The organism is Burkholderia sp. LAS2, assembly GCF_018417615.1.
Taxonomy (GTDB): domain Bacteria; phylum Pseudomonadota; class Gammaproteobacteria; order Burkholderiales; family Burkholderiaceae; genus Burkholderia; species Burkholderia sola.
Window position 1 is genome coordinate 1,677,162 of sequence record NZ_CP071052.1, and the last position, 16,479, is coordinate 1,693,640.

14 protein-coding genes are annotated in these 16,479 nt (G+C 67.1%); 6 read left to right on the top strand and 8 right to left on the bottom strand.

The window, feature by feature from the left end; translation table 11 throughout:
* Nucleotides 1-561 precede the first annotated feature (561 nt).
* The 3 genes from JYG37_RS07890 to JYG37_RS07900 all read right to left on the bottom strand — a co-directional run bounded on the left by JYG37_RS07890 (nucleotide 562) and on the right by JYG37_RS07900 (nucleotide 4,494).
* Nucleotides 562-2,520, bottom strand: coding sequence for a PhoX family protein (locus JYG37_RS07890; RefSeq protein ID WP_050011368.1), 1,959 nt, complete (start codon nucleotides 2,518-2,520; stop codon nucleotides 562-564).
* 190 nt (nucleotides 2,521-2,710) lie between these two features.
* Nucleotides 2,711-3,904: an ammonium transporter gene (locus JYG37_RS07895; protein ID WP_050011367.1), complete on the bottom strand. Its 1,194-nt coding sequence runs from the start codon at nucleotides 3,902-3,904 to the stop codon at nucleotides 2,711-2,713.
* Between the two features lie 254 nt (nucleotides 3,905-4,158).
* Nucleotides 4,159-4,494, bottom strand: a complete 336-nt coding sequence (locus JYG37_RS07900; protein WP_050011366.1) for a hypothetical protein — start codon at nucleotides 4,492-4,494, stop codon at nucleotides 4,159-4,161.
* A gap of 195 nt (nucleotides 4,495-4,689) precedes the next feature.
* On the opposite strand from JYG37_RS07900, the gene JYG37_RS07905 reads away from it, so the two are divergent.
* The 4 genes from JYG37_RS07905 (at nucleotide 4,690) to JYG37_RS07920 (ending at nucleotide 7,186) form a co-directional block, all read left to right on the top strand.
* Nucleotides 4,690-5,118, top strand: a complete 429-nt coding sequence (locus JYG37_RS07905; protein WP_050011365.1) for a BCAL1086 family glycoprotein — start codon at nucleotides 4,690-4,692, stop codon at nucleotides 5,116-5,118.
* 90 nt (nucleotides 5,119-5,208) lie between these two features.
* Complete coding sequence (locus JYG37_RS07910; RefSeq protein WP_204383743.1) at nucleotides 5,209-5,664, top strand: Rrf2 family transcriptional regulator; 456 nt, start codon at nucleotides 5,209-5,211, stop codon at nucleotides 5,662-5,664.
* 159 nt (nucleotides 5,665-5,823) lie between these two features.
* Nucleotides 5,824-6,465, top strand: a complete 642-nt coding sequence (locus tag JYG37_RS07915) for an NAD(P)-dependent oxidoreductase (protein WP_050011363.1) — start codon at nucleotides 5,824-5,826, stop codon at nucleotides 6,463-6,465.
* Nucleotides 6,466-6,715: 250 nt separating this feature from the next.
* Complete coding sequence (locus tag JYG37_RS07920; RefSeq protein WP_006484401.1) at nucleotides 6,716-7,186, top strand: Lrp/AsnC family transcriptional regulator; 471 nt, start codon at nucleotides 6,716-6,718, stop codon at nucleotides 7,184-7,186.
* Nucleotides 7,187-7,224: 38 nt separating this feature from the next.
* Here the strand turns inward: JYG37_RS07920 and JYG37_RS07925 are convergent, their stop codons facing one another.
* The 3 genes from JYG37_RS07925 to JYG37_RS07935 are packed head-to-tail and all read right to left on the bottom strand — an operon-like array spanning nucleotide 7,225 to nucleotide 10,733.
* Nucleotides 7,225-7,998 (bottom strand): ABC transporter ATP-binding protein, encoded by a 774-nt coding sequence (locus JYG37_RS07925; RefSeq protein WP_124640392.1) that lies wholly within the window; start codon nucleotides 7,996-7,998, stop codon nucleotides 7,225-7,227.
* A 4-nt stretch (nucleotides 7,999-8,002) separates the two neighbouring features.
* On the bottom strand, nucleotides 8,003-9,700 hold the full coding sequence (locus JYG37_RS07930; protein ID WP_089488293.1) for an ABC transporter permease: 1,698 nt from the start codon (nucleotides 9,698-9,700) through the stop codon (nucleotides 8,003-8,005).
* On the bottom strand, nucleotides 9,690-10,733 hold the full coding sequence (locus tag JYG37_RS07935; RefSeq protein WP_050011360.1) for a Fe(3+) ABC transporter substrate-binding protein: 1,044 nt from the start codon (nucleotides 10,731-10,733) through the stop codon (nucleotides 9,690-9,692). The genes JYG37_RS07930 and JYG37_RS07935 overlap by 11 nt, the downstream gene beginning before the upstream one ends.
* 242 nt (nucleotides 10,734-10,975) lie before the next feature.
* Here JYG37_RS07935 and JYG37_RS07940 point away from each other — a divergent pair, with 242 nt between their 5' ends.
* Nucleotides 10,976-11,137, top strand: coding sequence for a hypothetical protein (locus JYG37_RS07940; RefSeq protein ID WP_006476417.1), 162 nt, complete (start codon nucleotides 10,976-10,978; stop codon nucleotides 11,135-11,137).
* 146 nt (nucleotides 11,138-11,283) lie between these two features.
* On the opposite strand, the gene JYG37_RS07945 is transcribed toward JYG37_RS07940, so the two are convergent.
* Nucleotides 11,284-12,651 (bottom strand): amino acid permease, encoded by a 1,368-nt coding sequence (locus JYG37_RS07945; RefSeq protein ID WP_050011359.1) that lies wholly within the window; start codon nucleotides 12,649-12,651, stop codon nucleotides 11,284-11,286.
* Nucleotides 12,652-12,743: 92 nt separating this feature from the next.
* Here JYG37_RS07945 and JYG37_RS07950 point away from each other — a divergent pair, with 92 nt between their 5' ends.
* Nucleotides 12,744-13,796 (top strand): RNA-guided endonuclease InsQ/TnpB family protein, encoded by a 1,053-nt coding sequence (locus JYG37_RS07950; protein WP_213345993.1) that lies wholly within the window; start codon nucleotides 12,744-12,746, stop codon nucleotides 13,794-13,796.
* A 295-nt stretch (nucleotides 13,797-14,091) separates the two neighbouring features.
* Here JYG37_RS07950 and JYG37_RS07955 read toward each other — a convergent pair whose 3' ends face one another.
* The gene (locus JYG37_RS07955; RefSeq protein WP_050015094.1) at nucleotides 14,092-16,383 is read right to left on the bottom strand and encodes an FUSC family protein; all 2,292 of its coding nucleotides are present in this window, start codon (nucleotides 16,381-16,383) and stop codon (nucleotides 14,092-14,094) included.
* Nucleotides 16,384-16,479: the final 96 nt, after the last annotated feature.

A 16,479-nucleotide genomic window follows, 5' to 3' on the forward strand; every position in this document is an offset into this window, starting at 1 on the left:
ACTATTGTCAAAGGATGCATGTTCCGCGGGCAAACCGGTCATTGGATGAGATTTTACGGGTTCACCCTTGGTTTATTAGGAAAACGCTCAAAGGAGCATTGCCGGAAAGTGCATGAACCGGTGCAAATACCGCTTGACTTGTCGGGCGGAAACGGAAAGAATGTCTCACGTTTTCGAAACATCGTTTCAAGAGTTTAACCGGCAACGATGTTTCGCGCAGTCTCTCAGGTTCTAGCACGGCCCTCGGAATGGCTAGAACTTTTTTAGCGCCACGGTCTCCGTGGCGCTTTTTTTTGCCTGTCTTTCCGACCGTCCGCCCGGACGCGTCAGGCCCGTATTATCCCCCGATCGCCGCAAACGCCCCGTCCTGGCCGGTTTCGCGCCTGCTTGCGCGTGCCGTTTGCGCCGCTTGCACGATTCGCCCACGCAAAAAAAAAGCGCGATGCCCGCAGTGGGCATCGCGCGTGAAACGGCGTGGAGCGCCGACGAATGAACGATGATGAAGAAAGGGGCCCGGTGGGCGTGCCCGGCTGGCGAGCCACGCCCCTCGTGCGTGGCCGGTCAGCCCTTCGCGAGCTTGATGCTGGTCTGCTCGGCCGTCAGGTAGCCGACGCTGGCGCCGAAGCGATCCTTGTAGTTCGCGCGCACGAGCGGGTCGAGCGTCGGCTTGACCTTGTCGTGCAGCGGCGATTCCCAGTCGCCCACGTGCTGGAAGTTGCTCATGATGTACGTCCAGCCGTTGATTTCGTCGACCGCGTGCAGGCCCGTCGATTCGGCGCCGGCCGGGCACGACAGCACGCGCGCGAGCGACTTCGTGTCGACGTTGTAGGCCCACAGGAAGTTGTTCACGTGCATCCCCGAGTCTTCGCCGATGAACAGCGTGCGCAGCTTTTCGGAGAACTTCAGATTGTCCGGATTCGCGATCTTGTCCGGGTTCGCGAGGTTGCCGAGCGCGTCGGCCGCGGCGAGATCCTCGCCGACCAGCGCGGCCGGCGCGCCCATGTCGACCGGCACCCATTCGCTGTCGATCGCGGCGCCCGTCGTGTCGCGCTGGCCGGCCTTCAGGTTCAGCGCGTAGACGGCGCCCGCGGCGATCTTCTTGTCGACCGCGACGTCGCGCGACACCGCGTTGCCCTTGACCATCGACGTCTCGATCCGCGACATCGCCGTGTAGACGATCTTGTCCTTCGCGTTCACGGTCGTGCCTTCGAGCTTCGTGAACGCCATGCTGCCGCCGATGAGCGCCGCGTAGCGGTGCGTCTCGAGGAACGCGGCCGCCTTTTCCATCCCCGGCTTCACGCGCATCCAGTTGAACTTGCCGCCGAAATGGATCTTCGTGTAGCTCGCATCGTTCGGGTCGACGGTCGCGAGGTCCATGATGTCCGACGCCTTCAGCGTGTTCGCGAGCGCTTCGATCTCGCTGCTGGTCGCGTGGCCGATCCTGATCCACGTGAGCGTCGCGGTGCCCGCGCCGGCGGACGACGTCTGCGTCCACTTCGCGACGTACAGCGTGCCGGCCGACAGGTCGGCCGCCTTGTCCGCGACGAACATGAACAGGCCGCCGTTGGTCGCGTCGTCGCCCATCATCACGGTGCGCTGGTCCGGCATCACCTGGATCAGCTCGTGCGAGATGCGGCCGAGGCAGTAGTGCTTCTTCACGGTGCCGGTGCCGTCCGGATTCACGGTGATCTCGGGCAGGTGGCCGTAGTGGTAGGGGTTCGCCTTCGTCTCGTCGCCGAACGTGTTCTTGCTGAATGCCTTGAACTGCGCGTCGGTCGCGGCCTTCGTCGCGTCCGGCTCGTATTCCTCGCTCGACAGGTGCGTGCCCCACGGCGACAGGCTCGCGCCGCAGGTGATCCACAGGCCGTGCGCCTTCGACGTGTCGACGTTGTGGTACTTCACGACCTTCAGCGCGCCGGTGGCCGGGTCCTGGTCGAGCGTGATCACCGCGATCGGCGACGGCAGCTGGCCGTACTGCGATGCGCTCGCCTGGTCGCGCGTCGTGTATTCGAACTGCACGACCGCGAACACCGCGTTGCCCTTCACGCCGGGCACGGTGGCGTTCTTCAGCGTCAGCAGCGAGCTGCCGTCCGGGCAGTCGGAATAGAACTGGCGTTCCTTGCCGGCGACCGAGCGATCGATGATCGGCTGGTTGTTGATGTCGTAGTAGCCGCCCGCGAGCGTCGTGCCGCCGTTGCCGTCCGGCACCATGTCGCCGGTCACGAAGAACGGCTTGTACGCGAGCTTGAAGTTGCGCGACGAGCCGTCCGAGAACGACACCGCCAGCGTCGAGCCAACCGTCGTCGTGGCCATCGCGGCCGCGTTGTCGAGCGTCGGCGCGGCCATCGCCGAGAATGCCGCCGACGTATAGGCGGCGGCGACCGGCGTCGACGCGGGATCGTCGTCGCCGCCGCAACCCGTCAGCAGGGCCGGCAGCGCGAGGCCGGAAAGGGGAAGCATCGGCGCGCCGGCGAGGATCTTCAGGGCCTGACGACGGGAAGCATTGGGCAACGCGGGCATGTGGAGTCCAGTTTCGGTTGTTGGAAGCATGGCCTTCGCGAAGCAGGCGAGCGGCAAGCTTCGTGAAGGCGAATTGAAAACTGGACCGAAGTGTAAGGACGCTAGATGAAAGTTTTTTGAATCGGAAACGTAATGATGCGTCGGGCGTCCGTCCGGTGAGCTGACGGACGCCGGTCGCAAGCGTTTGCGCTCAGTCGCGCTCGGGCGTGGCCGAGATGCGGTGGATCGACAGGTCCGCGCCGTCGAATTCGGCTTCGCGATCGAGACGCAGGCCGACGGTCGCCTTCAGCACGCCGTAGACGAGCGTGCCGCCCGCGGTCGCGATCGCGATGCCGCCAAGCGTGCCGACGAGCTGCGACAGGAACGACACGCCGCCGAGACCGCCGAGCGCCGGCAGCCCGAACACGCCGGCCGCGAGGCCGCCGAGCGCGCCGCACATCCCGTGCAGCGGCCAGACGCCGAGCACGTCGTCGATGCGCCAGCGGTTCTGTACGCAGGTGAACATCGCGACGAACAGCGCCCCGGCCGCGGCGCCGGTGACGAGCGCGCCGATCGGGTGCATCACGTCGGAGCCCGCGCAGACCGCGACGAGGCCCGCGAGCGGCCCGTTGTACGTGAAGCCCGGGTCGTTGCGGCCGGCCATCCATGCCGCGAGCGTGCCGCCGACCATCGCCATCAGCGAGTTCACCGCGACGAGGCCGCTGATCTTGTCGAGCGTCTGCGCGCTCATCACGTTGAAGCCGAACCACCCGACCGCGAGCACCCACGCGCCGAGCGCGAGGAACGGGATGTTCGACGGCGGATGCGCGGCGATCCGGCCGTCCTTCGCATAGCGGCCGTGGCGCGCGCCGAGCAGCAGCACGGCCGGCAGCGCGACCCAGCCGCCGAACGCATGCACGACGACCGAGCCCGCGAAGTCGTGGAACGGCGCGCCGAACGCGTGCGTGAGCCACGCTTGCACGCCGTAGCGCTCGTTCCACGCGACGCCTTCGAAGAACGGATAGATGAAGCCGACGATGATCAGCGTCGCGACGAGCTGCGGATTGAACTTCGCGCGCTCGGCGATGCCGCCGGACACGATCGCCGGGATCGCCGCCGCGAACGTCAGCAGGAAGAAGAACCGCACGAGCGCGTAGCCGTTGTGCTGCGACAGCGTGCCGATGTCGTCGAAGAATTCGACGCCGTACGCGATCGTGTAGCCGATCAGGAAATACGCGAGCGTCGACACCGAGAAGTCGACCAGGATCTTCACGAGCGCGTTGACCTGGTTCTTCTTGCGAACCGTGCCGAGTTCGAGAAATGCGAAGCCCGCGTGCATTGCGAGCACCATGACGGCACCGATCAACAGGAACAGTGTGTCGACGCCGGATTTCAGACCATCCATGCCGTGGCTTCCTTGCGCAAAAAACGGGCGAGGAACGCAAGTATCGAGCCAACGTGGTGAACGGCTGCGTGGAATTGGTGCCGGGAGACCCGCGCGATGCGGCATTCCGGTGAATCGTGCACGGGATCGGGGCGTGACCGCCGCCGGCCGCGCAGCGCGTCGGGTGCACGTGCGTGGTGCGATGCGTGCCGAACTGGTGCGTATGACGAATGAAGCGGTGCGCGCCGGCGCGAGGCGCGCACCGATCTGGCGCGTCAGTGGCGCTCGAACAGCGTGGGCGGCCGGCGCAGCCGCAGCGCGCACGCGGACCAGTAGGCGGCGACGGTCGCCAGCCCGAGCGCGGCGAACGCGAGCGCGGCGAAGCTGGCGAGGGACTGCCCGTCGCCATCGGCGCCGAGGATGCCTTGCGCGACGATCAGCGCGGCCGTCCAGAAGCCGATCACGGCCTGCGCGAGCAGGCGCGCACAGGCGATGCGGCGCGGCCGCCCGGATGCGGCGAGGCGGCGCGCCGACGGCGCGCGCAGACACAGGAACAGGGTGGCCGCGAGCAGCGCGGCCAGGGCGATGAGCCAATCAACGAGGAAAGCCATGACGAGGGAAAGGGGCACGTACGAAGCGGATCGAAGCGTGCCCACTTTAGAGGCGTGGCGCGTGCGATTGAATCAGACGAGTCCGAAATTGAAAGGCATTTTTAATGGTGGGTCGTCATTGGGCCTGTTCCACAGGCGGTATCATCAACCCCGGTCCAACCACGAGGTCGCGCCATGCGCGGCCGGAGATTGCTGATGAACATGAAGACATCGCGGGCGCGTCGCGCGCCCGGGTTCGTGCTGGCGGCCGTGGCCGCCGGTGCGCTGCTGTTGCTCGCGGGCTGCGAGAAGTCCGGCACGCCGGCCGCCCAACCCGATACGGCCGCCAGCGCGGCGGCCGACGCCGCGAACCATGCGGCCAAGGCGCTCGACCAGGTGGCAAGCACCGTCAATCAACAGATCAACGCGGCGAAGGCCGGCCTCGCGTCCGCGGCGTCGGCCGTGCCGCCGTTGTCCGCCAGCGGCCTCGCGTCGGCCGCGCAGGCGCAGATCGACGCGGCGGCGTCCGCGGTCGTCGCGCATGCGGCTTCCGAAGCGGGCGCGAAGATCGCCGAAGCCGGCAAGAAACTCCAGCAGTGGAGCCAGCAGGGCGCCTCGGGGACGAAACCCGCGAGCGGCGAATGACGCGGGCTTGCATGATCCGCGAATTGTAATTATGATGGTTACATATGTCGCCGGTTGCGGGTCGGGCCGGCGTCGCCGAGTGAGTCACGAATGAATACCAGCAGCCGGTTCGCGTTTGCCGTCCACGTGCTCGCCTTGCTGTCGATGCAGGAAGGCGTGCCGTTGTCGTCCGACATCATCGCGGGCAGCGTGAATACGAATCCGGCGCTGATTCGCCGGTTGTTGTCGATGCTGGCGGCCGCAGGGCTGACGACGTCGCAGCTCGGCGCGGGCGGCGGTGCGCTGCTGGCGCGCGAGCCGAGCGAGATCACGCTGCTCGACGTGTATCGCGCGGTCGACGATGCGCAGCTGTTCGCGCTGCACCGCGAGGCGCCGAATCCGGCGTGTCTCGTCGGGCGGCACATCCAGGGCGTGCTGACGGGCTATATCGGCGACGCGCAGCGCGCGATGGAGGCGTCGCTCGCCATACGCACGCTCGTCGACGTGACGGCCGACATGCTGGATCGGGAGCAGCGCACGCAACGGGCGGCGCGCGCCGGCGGGTAATCGATGGCGGGTGCCGACGGCGATTGACCGTCGGCAGGCAGGGCAGGAAGCCGGACGGCGCGTACGCGCGGCGATCGGCGCAACGGGGGCTTCGCCCCGTTTTTTTCGGTCTTATATGTAATTAATTGTGTTACATATTTTCAACTCTGGAGAATCGATATGACGCAACGTTCGTTGAATATCGCGCTGTTCGGCGCCACCGGCATGATCGGCTCGCGCATCGCGGCGGAAGCCGTGCGGCGTGGCCACCGTGTCACGGCGCTGTCGCGCCATCCGGGCGCATCCGGCGACGGCATCACTGCGAAGGCGGCCGACCTGTTCGATGCGGCCAGCATCGCGGCCGCGCTGCCGGGCCATGACGTCGTCGCAAGCGCGTACGGCCCGAAGCAGGACGACGCGGCGAAGGTCGTCGCGGTTGCGAAGGCGCTGGTCGCCGGCACGCGTCAGGCCGGTTTGAAGCGGCTCGTCGTGGTGGGCGGTGCAGGTTCGCTCGAAGTCGCGCCGGGCAAGCAGCTCGTCGACACCGAAGGTTTCCCCGAAGCGTACAAGGCGGTCGCGCTCGCGCACCGCGACGCGCTCGACTTCCTGAAGACGGTCGCCGATCTCGACTGGACCTTCTTCGCGCCGGCCGCGCTGATCGCGCCGGGCGAGCGCACGGGCACGTTCCGCACGGGCGTCGGCAAGCTGATCGTGGACGCGCAAGGCAACAGCAAGATCTCGGCGGAAGACTACGCGGTCGCGTTCGTCGACGCGCTCGAGCAGGACGGCTTCGTGCGCGAGATCGCGACGGTCGCGTATTGAGCAGTATTTGAGCGGCATGACGGCCGGCCGCGTGTGAGCGCCGGCCGGGGCGCGCGCGACGCGCAAGCCGCGACGCGCCGGCAAATTCAGGCGATTCCGCCCTGTCGGGTGGCGTCGCCTGTTTCTTCTGGCGCGGCGACTGCGTGACGGATCGGTATTTACACCGGTCGACGCGCCAAGACAGTTTCCATATTGTTCCCCGTCGGGCAGGATGAATAGAATAAATTTCTATCGACGAGGGAATGGAGAAATGGACGCCATCGATCGCAAGCTGCTGGAGCTGCTGCAGGCGGATGCCACGCTGCCGATCGCGGAGCTGGCACAGCGCGTGAACCTGTCGCAGACGCCGTGCTGGAAGCGCGTGCAGCGTCTGAAGGAAACCGGCGCGATTCGCGCGCAGGTTGCGCTGTGCGATCCGCGCAAGCTCGGGGTCGGCACGACCGTGTTCGTCGCGATCCGCACGAACCAGCATACCGAGGAGTGGGCGCAGCGCTTCACGCAGGCGGTGCGCGACATGCCGGAAGTAGTCGAGGTCTACCGGATGAGCGGCGAGACCGATTACCTGCTGCGCGTCGTCGTGGCCGGCATCGACGACTACGACCGCGTGTACAAGCAACTGATTCGCACGGTGCCGCTGTTCGACGTCAGTTCGTCGTTCGCGATGGAGCAGATCAAGTATTCGACCGCGCTGCCCGTGCGCGATCTGGCCGAGCCGGCCTGACGGGCACGCCGCCGCGCCATCGCGTCGGCGGCGCGGCTTCAGCGGCCGCGCGCCAGCGCGCGTGCGCGTTCGTCGGCCAGCGCGTCGCGGCGCACGAAATCCGCGACGAACGGGCTGGCCGGATGATGATGCAGCGCGTACGGCGTATCCCATTGCGCGAGTTGGCCGTCCTTCATCACGCCGATCCGGTCGGCGATCGCGAACGCTTCCGCCTGGTTGTGCGTGACGAGGATCGCGGTGTGGCCCGTACGCTTCAGGATGTCGCGCAGCTCGAACGCGAGCCGCTCGCGCGTATCGACGTCGAGGTTCGAGAACGGCTCGTCGAGCAGCAGCAATTCCGGCGACGGCGCGAGTGCGCGCGCGAGCGCGACGCGCTGCTGCTGGCCGCCCGACAGTTCGTGCGGATAGGCGTCGCCGGCATCGGCGAGGCCGACGAGGTCGAGCAACTCCGCGACGCGCAGGCGCCGTTCGGCCTTCGGCATGCGCCGCAGTCCGAACGCGACGTTGTCGGCCGCGCTCAGGTGCGGGAACAGCGCGTAATCCTGGAACATCAGGCCGATCCGCCGTCGCTCGGGCGGCACGTCGAGCGACGGCGCCGCGACCGGCGTGCCGTCCAGCACGATACGCCCCATGCGCACGGGCTCGAAGCCGGCGATCGCGCGCAGCACGGTGGTCTTGCCACAGCCGGACGCGCCGAGCAGGCAGCCGATCTCGCCGCGCGGCAGCGCGAGGCTCAGGCCGTCGACCACGGTGCGGCGGCCGTGCGGCGTGTCGTAGGCGATGCAGAGGTCGTCGAGTTCGAGCAGGTTCACGGTGTCAGGCTCCGATCTTGTGGCGGGTGCGGGCGAGCAGGATCACGGGCACGAGCCCGGCCACCACGATCGCGAGCGCGGCGACCGCGCCTTCTTCATAGGTGCCGCGCGCGGCTTCCGCATACAGCCAGGTCGCGAGCGTGTCGAAGTTCAGCGGGCGCAGCAGCAGCGTGGCCGGCAATTCCTTCATCGCGTCGACGAACACCAGCAGCGCGCTCGTCGTGAGCGCGGGCCGCAACAGCGGCAGGTGGACGCGGCGCAGCGTGCCGCCGGCCGTCTCGCCGAGCGAGCGCGCGGCCTGTTCGAGCGACGGCGGAATGCGCGCGAGGCCGGCCTCGATGCCGCCGGCCGGGATCGCGAGAAAGCGCACCGTATAGGCGATCGCGAGCGCGGTGGCCGAGCCCATCAGCAGCAGCCCGTCGCGGCCGAGCGCCGCGCCGAACAGCCGGTCGGCCGCCGCGAACGGCATCAGCAGGCCGATCGCGAGCACGGTGCCCGGCACCGCGTAGCCGAGGCTCGCGATCCGCGCGCACAGGCGGGCAGGGCCCGCGCGGGCGCTGTCGCGTTGCGTGCGCGCGGCCCACGCGACGACGAGCCCGCACGCGAGCGTCGCGGCGGTAGCGGCGGTCGCGATCGTCAGCGTGTTCGCGAGCCCCGTCATCAGTTGCGCGGACACGCCGCCGACGACGTGCAGCCGCTTGGCCGTTTCGACCGCGAGGTATGCGGCCGGCGCGCCGAAACCGAGCAGGACGGGCAGCCAGCCGAGCACCGCGGCGCCCAGCGCGGCCGGGCCGGTCAGGCGGCGCGGCGCGATCGGACGCATGCGCCGGCCGTGCGCGTAGCGCTGGCGGCGGCGCCCGTAACGTTCGAGCGCGATCATGCCGACGACGATCGCGAGCATCGCGAGTGCGATCTGCGCGGCGCCGGCGAGATCGGAGCGCGTGATCCACGTCGTATAGACGGACACGGTCAGCGTCTGCACGCCGAGGAACTCCGACGCGCCGATATCGTTCAGCGTTTCGAGCAGCGCGAGGCTCACGCCGACCGCGATTGCCGGCCGGGCGAGCGGCACGACGACGCGCCAGAACGTCGCGACGCGGCCGGCGCCGAGCGTGCGCGCGGCTTCGAGCAGGCTTGCGGATTGGGTGACGAACATCGCGCGCGTGCTCAGATAGACGTACGGATACAGTACGAAGCCGAGCACGAAGATCGCGCCGGGCAGCGAGCGCAGGTCGGGCAGGCGGAACTGGCGCGGGCTGTCGAAGCCGAGCAGCCAGCGGATCGCGCCTTGCACCGGGCCGATCGGATGCAGCAGGTCGAGATACGCGAACGCGACGATGTAGGTGGGGACCGCGAGCGGCAGCAGCAGCGCCCAGGTCAGGATCCGGCGGCCGGGAAAATCGTACGCGGTGACGAGCCATGCGCAGCCGGTGCCGACGATCGACACGATGGTGCCGACCCCGGCGAGCAGCAGCAGCGTATTGACGAGCGCCTGCGGCAGCACGAATTCGGCGAGATGCCGCCAGTGCGCGAGATCGGCGTCGAACGCGGCGGCCACGAGCACCGCGAGCGGCGCCGCGACCGCCGCGGCGATCGTCAGCGCCGCGAGCAGCCACAGGCTGCCCGCGCGCGGTCGCACGCGCGGTCGCGGACCGCGCGGCTCGCGACAGGCGCGGGCAGCAGGCGATGCGTCAGTTGTCAAAGCCGACCTTGTCGACGAGCTGGCTCGCCTGCTTGCGATGCTTCGCGATATCCGCGAGCGGCAGCGGGTCGACCTTCAGCGTACCGAAGCTCGCGATCACCGGGTCGAGCTTCACGTTCGCGCGCACCGGATATTCGTAGTTCGCCTGCGCATACAGCGCCTGCGCCTCCGGCGACACCAGGTATTCGAGCAGCTTCACCGCATTGGCCTTGTGCGGCGCGTGCTTCGCCACCGTCGCGCCGCTGATGTTCACGTGCGTGCCGCCGCTTTTCGCGTTCGCGAACGTCGGGCGCACGACCTTGATCGCGTCGCCCCATTTGCGCGCATCGCTGCCGGCTTCCGCATTCTTCATATGGCCGACGTAGTAAGCGTTCGCGAGGCCGACGTCGCAGATGCCGCCGAGGATGTCGCGCGCGACGTCGCGGTCGCCGCCGGTCGCCTTGCGCGCGAGGTTGGCCTTCACGCCGCGCAGCCATGTCTCGGTCGCGGCCTCGCCGTCGTGCGCGATCATCGCCGCGACGAGCGCGGTGTTGTACGGATGCTGGCCCGAGCGGATGCAGACCTTGCCCTTCCATTTCGGATCGGCGAGATCCTCGTAGCGGAACGCATCGACCTTCAGGTCCTTTTCGACGTACAGCACGCGGTCGCGCAGCGACAGCGCGTACCAGTCGCCGTTCGCGCCGCGCAGGTTCGCGGGAATCGCGTCGTCGAGCGCCTTCGAGCGCACCGGTTGCGTGACGCCGCCGTCGACGAGGTCGAGCAGGTTGCCGACGTCGACCGTCATCAGCACGTCGGCCGGCGACTGCGCGCCTTCCGCCTTCACGCGCTCGAGCAGGCCGTCCTTCACGAACACCGTGTTGACCTTGACGCCGCTCTGCTTCGTGAACGCGTCGATGAGCGGCTGGATCAGCTTCGGCTCGCGGGTGGTGTACAGGCTCACTTCCTCGGCCGCGTGGGCAAGCGGCGCGAAGGCGGCCGCGGTCAGGGCGAGGGCGCCGGCGAGCGGCAGCAGGCGGGTGCGCGGATTCGACATGGAGACTCCGGTGCGGCAGGTGGACGAGGGAGCGTTCCGCGGCGCGCCTGCCGCCCGCGCGACCCGAAACATTACAAAATGAAAGACGCTGGATTCTAAATCGAAATGGGAATGATTAACAAACGAAAGCTTGCGGAAAGCCGGAGAGCGGCCGGCGGCGGGGACCGGCGAACGGGGCGGCGCAGCGCGGCGCCAGCGCGTAGAATGCCCGCTTCGACGAATTTGACGGAGCGGCACCGACCATGAACGATCAGCGCAAGAAGAACCCTGTCCGCAACGTGAGCATCCTGATCGTCGTGGCCGTGCTGCTCGTGATCGGGACGATCCTGTACAACGCGATTTCGCAGAAGCACGCGTACGACGAGGCCCATCCGGCCGAGGCCGCGAGCGCGGCGTCGCACTGACGCGCCGGTGCGCGGCCCGGCGGGTCGCGTGCGGGGCATGTGAACGGAGTCGATCCGCGGTTGCCGGCGCGACGGGCGCCGCGCGGAACCGGGACGGCAGAAGACGCGCCGGAACCGGCGCGCCGCATCGGCAGCTCAGCCGTGCGTCAACGTGACGCAGCGGCGAATTTCGGGCGGATCCGTGCGTAGAACACGGCCGCGAGCAGCGCGAGCCACGCCGCGCCCACGTAGAGCGCGACGCGCGTATCGTCGAACCAGCCGAGCATCACGATCACGAAGCCCATGAAGGCGATCGTCAGCGCCGGCGCGACGGGCCACAGCGGCACCTTGAACTTCAGCGCGGCGACTTCGGCGTTCGACAGCCGGCGACGCATCGCCACCTGCGACAGCAGGATCATCAGCCAGACCCACACGGTCGCGAACGTCGCGATCGCGGCGACCACCAGGAAGACGTCCTTCGGCATCAGGTAGTTGAGCAGCACGCCGACCAGCAGCGCGCCGGCCATCACGAGCACCGTGACCCACGGCACGCCGTGGCGCGACGTCGTCGTCAGCACGCGCGGCGCCTGGCCTTGCCGCGCCATCCCGAACATCATCCGGCCCGCGCCGAAGATGTCGCTGTTGATCGCCGAGATCGCCGCGCTGATCACGACGAGATTCAGGATCGTCGCGGCCGACTTCACGCCGAGCGCCGAGAAGATCTGCACGAACGGGCTGCCGTCGCTGCCGACGCCGGTCCACGGGCTGATCGACATCAGCACGACCATCGTCAGTACGTAGAACAGCAGGATCCGCGCGGGCACCGCGTTGATCGCGCGCGGAATCACGCGTTCCGGGTCCTTCGCCTCGCCGGCGCTCATCCCGATCACCTCGATCCCGCCGTACGCGAAGATCACGACCGACAGCGACGCGATCAGCCCGCCGACGCCGTTCGGGAAGAAGCCGCCACGGTTCCACAGGTTGGCAAAGGTCGGCACGTCGGCCGAATGGCCGAAGTGCATGCCGGTCAGCAGGATCGCGACGCCGCCGCCGATCATCGCGACGATCGCGCCGACCTTGATGATCGACAGCCAGAATTCGAGCTCGCCGAACACCTTCACGTGGCACAGGTTCAGCCCGCAGATGACCGCGACGACGCCGAGCACCCAGATCCATTGCGGCACGTCCGGAAACCAGAAACCCATGTAGATGCCGAATGCGGTGATGTCGGCGATCGCGACGATCACCATTTCGAGCGTGTAGGTCCAGCCGGTGACAAAGCCCGCGAACGGGCCGAGGTTCTCGGTCGCGTAGTGGCCGAACGAGCCGGCGACGGGTTCGCGCACGGCCATCTCGCCGAGCGCGCGCATCACCATGTAGACGGCCGCGCCGCCCAGGATGTACGCGAGGATCACGGCCGGGCCCGCGAGCTGGATCGCGGACGCCGAACCGTAGAACAGGCCCGTGCCGATCGCCGAGCCCAGCGCGAGAAAGCGGATGTGCCGCGCGCTCAGGTGGCGCTGCAGGTTTTTCATCAGAATTTGCTCCGCGAAACTCCGCCATTGATGGCGGGAAGGAAAGGGGTGCTGTTGACAGGTAGCTTCTTCCACGGGTTAGGATCACCGGCATGATCCTTGTCTACCGCTACCGGGTGAAATCGCTCAACGGACTGCTTAACAAGCAGAGCCGCGCGGTGAACTACGTCTGGAACTTCTGCAACGACACGCAGAAGCACGCGCTCAAGTGGAGCAAGAAGTGGCCGACGGGATTCGACTTGAACGTGCTGACGACGGGGAGCAGCAAGGAATTCGGTATTCATTCCGGTACGGTCAACGCGACGTGCGAGCAATACGCGAAGTCGCGCAGCCAGCGCCGTCGGCCCTACCTGCGCTATCGCGGCAGGAAATCGCTGGGCTGGGTGCCGCTGAAGGGGCGTGACCTGAAGCGCGAGGGCGGCGCGTTTCGCTTTGCCGGAAATACTTTTCGGGTGTTCAACAGTCGACCGCTTCCCGAAGGCAAGATTAAGGATGGAACCAACTTTGCGCAGGATGCGCGCGGCAATTGGTTTCTCAACATCGTGATCGAGATGCCGGATGTTCAGGCTCGCCCGGTCCGTTCCGGTGTGGGCATCGATCTCGGCCTGAAAGACTTCGCCGCACTTTCGACCGGCGAGAAGCTGCCCAATGACCCGTTCGGTCGACGAGCGGCGGAAAAGCTGGCGAAAGCGCAACGAGCGCGAAAGCACAAACGGCATATCGCGAAGCTGCACGCGAAGGTGGCGAATGTCCGCGCCGACTTCCAGCACAAGCTCGCGCTCGATCTGGTGCGGCGCTTCGATTACATCGCGGTCGGCAACGTGTCGGCCGCAAAACTCGCCAGAACCAGAATGGCGAAAAGCGTCTACGACGCATCCTGGTCGTCCTTCCGAAACAAGCTTCGTTACAAAGCGATCGCGCACGGGGCCACGCTCGAGGAAGTCGACGAAAGCGGTTCTACCCAGTCCTGTTCGTCGTGCGGGTCGAAAGACAGCACGACGCGGCCGAAAGGTATCGCGGGACTGCGAATAAGAGAGTGGGCCTGTAGTGACTGTGGTGTCGAACATGATCGAGATACCAACGCTGCGTTGAACATTCTCCGATGCGGACGTGCATCGCCAGGTGTGGGAATCTTCCGCCTTTAGGCGGGAGAGGGCGTCAAGGAGTCTCCGATATCGTTATGCGACGAACCTGGCGAGCGGGGCCGGTTCGAATGCGTCAAGTTGTCTATACAACTTGAATGTGAACGAATGATAACAAGCCGGAGCCGGTGACCGGAAGCGGGTATTCCCTGACTGGCGCGGCGAGCAGAACGGGGCGTGGGGCGGTCGCGCGCTGAATGCGCGGTGGAGCATGCTTCGGGAGAGGGTTGAATCGAAGCGCGCCGGTGGCCGAGCCGCGGCGTGCGCGGGCCGGCCTGCCGGCGTGGACATACGGAGGTCAGGCAGGCAGGCGGATCACGCTCGCATCCTTGCGGATCAGCAGCGACGACGCGAGCATCTGCTTGCACTGGTGCGCGAGCACCTTCAGGTCGTGCGTGAGCTCGGCGCCGACCGCATCGGATTTTTCCGCGGACACGACCATCGCATCGAGATCGCGCGTGATCTGCTTCGACGCTTCGAGCTGGTCGGCGGGCGGCGGCTCGCCGGCCTCGGCCTTCTCGAGATTGTCGAGCACGGCGGCGAGGCCGCGCTGCAGCGCGTCGTCGTGAACGAGGCCGCCATCGGCCGCGCATGCGCTGCGGATCAGCGGCGCGGCGGCCGTGATCTGCGCGCCGAGCACGTGCGTCTGCACGAGCAGGTCGTTCAGTTCGGGCACGAAGCGCTGGTGCGCCTTCGGCTCGATCATCATCCGCTGGAACGCCTGCCCGAGGTTCGCGAACGCGATGTGCACGTCCTTGCGGGCGAGGCGGTAGCGGTAGTCGTCCTCGAGGCTGGCCGTCGGCGACTCGATCGCGGCCGCGACGCCCGCGACGACGGCAGCGCCGTCGGCGGTCGGCACCGGCGGCGGCGACATGCCGCGCCCGGCGCGCCATACGGCCTCGAAATACTTGCGGGTGGACGTCAGCATGTCGGTGACGAGCTTGCCCATCAACCGGTATTCCCAGTACGGGAACAGCCGGCTCGCCGCGATCGCGATCATGCAGCCGACCACCGTGTCGATCGCGCGCTCGCCGATGATCCGCATGCTGCCCGGCGCGAGCAGGTGGAACATCAGCAGCACGTATGACGACGTGAACACGACGCTCGCCGCATAGTTGAACAGCAGCAGGCTGTAGCTCATCACCATCGACCCGAACATGATCGCGATCAGCAGGTGCGTATCCTTGACCGTGTAGATCAGCGCGACGCTCGCCGCGCAGCCGATCAGCGTGCCGACGATACGCGCCGCGTTGCGCTGCTTGGTCAGCGAGTAGCCGGGCTTCAGGATGATGATGGTGGTCATCACGATCCAGTACGCGTTCGTGAGCGGCAGCAGCCGGCCGATCCAGAAGCCGACCGCGACGGCGATCGTCACGCGCAGCGCATGGCGAAAGCTCGGCGAGCGCATGTTCAGGTTCGAGAAGATCAGCAGCGGCGACATGCGGCGGCGCTGCAGGAAGCGCGTGAGCGCCTTGTCGATCTTCAGTTCGGTTTGCTGCGGATCGGCACGGCCCGACAGGTTGCGGCGCATCCGGTCGATCAGGCGCGTCGCGCTCCAGATGCGCCGGAACGTCGCGAGCACGGCCGCATACGCTTCCGGGTTGGTGGCCGCGAAGTTCTTCTTGCGCATCAGCTCGATCTCGTACTCGATCGCGCGCAGCTCGGCCTTCACGCTGATGTGCGAATGCGGCGCGCGGTTTTCGAGCACCGCGAGGCCGACCTCCTCGAGATCGGCGGCGGCCTTGCGGATCAGGTCGCGATAGAAAATGATCAGGTCCGTTCCGCCGAACGTGTTGCGCACGAGCGGATAATCGGTGTGCGCGCCGACGAACAGCTCGTGCAGGTCGACGCTGTTGATGAACAGGTTGTACATCGTCGTGCGGCCGGGATCGAGCTTGCCGCGCCGCAGTTTCGGCAGGTTGCGCAGCACGATGTCGCGCGCGGTTTCCTGCGTTTCGACCGCGGTGATCTGCTTCGCGACGAGATTGCGGTAGCACTCGTCGAGATCGGCGTCGAGATCGTAGAACTGCGCGCGCGCGAGCAGGTAGTCGGCACAGGCGAACAGGCTTTCGGCCAGCGCCTGCTGCTCGATCCGACGCGCCTGCCATTGCGACACGAGCGTGGCCCAGTACGTGTACCAGAGGCCGCCCGCGAGAATCCAGCCGGCGTTGACGAACGCCTGCAGCGGCGTGAATTTCTCCTCGAGCGTCATCACCATCATGAACAGCGTCGCGAAGCTGATCTGCGGCCAGCGGTTGCCGTAGACGACGATCAGCGACAGCACGAACGTGAGCGGCACGATCGTGAGCCACAGCGCGAAGATGTTCGGGGTCGCGAGGCCGGTGGCGAGCGCGGCGAGGAAGCCGATCACGCTGCACGCGAGCATTTCGTTGTGCTTGTACTTGAGCGGGCCCGGCATGTCGACGACGCACGCGCCGAGCGCGCCCGTCGAGATCGTGAAGCCGAGCTCCCGGTTGTGAAACACGATCAGGCACAACACGGCCGGCAGCGACACGCCGACCGCGATCCGCAGGCCGCCGAAAAAGTACTGGCTGTAGAAAAACTTTCTGATTTCGACCGAATAGCGCATCGATGAGCTGAATGACAGACGAAGACGCCCGGGGCGGCGTATTGACTGGCGACGAGTCTATCGTATTTCGCGTCTCGTAAAAGCTGGCTTTCCGGC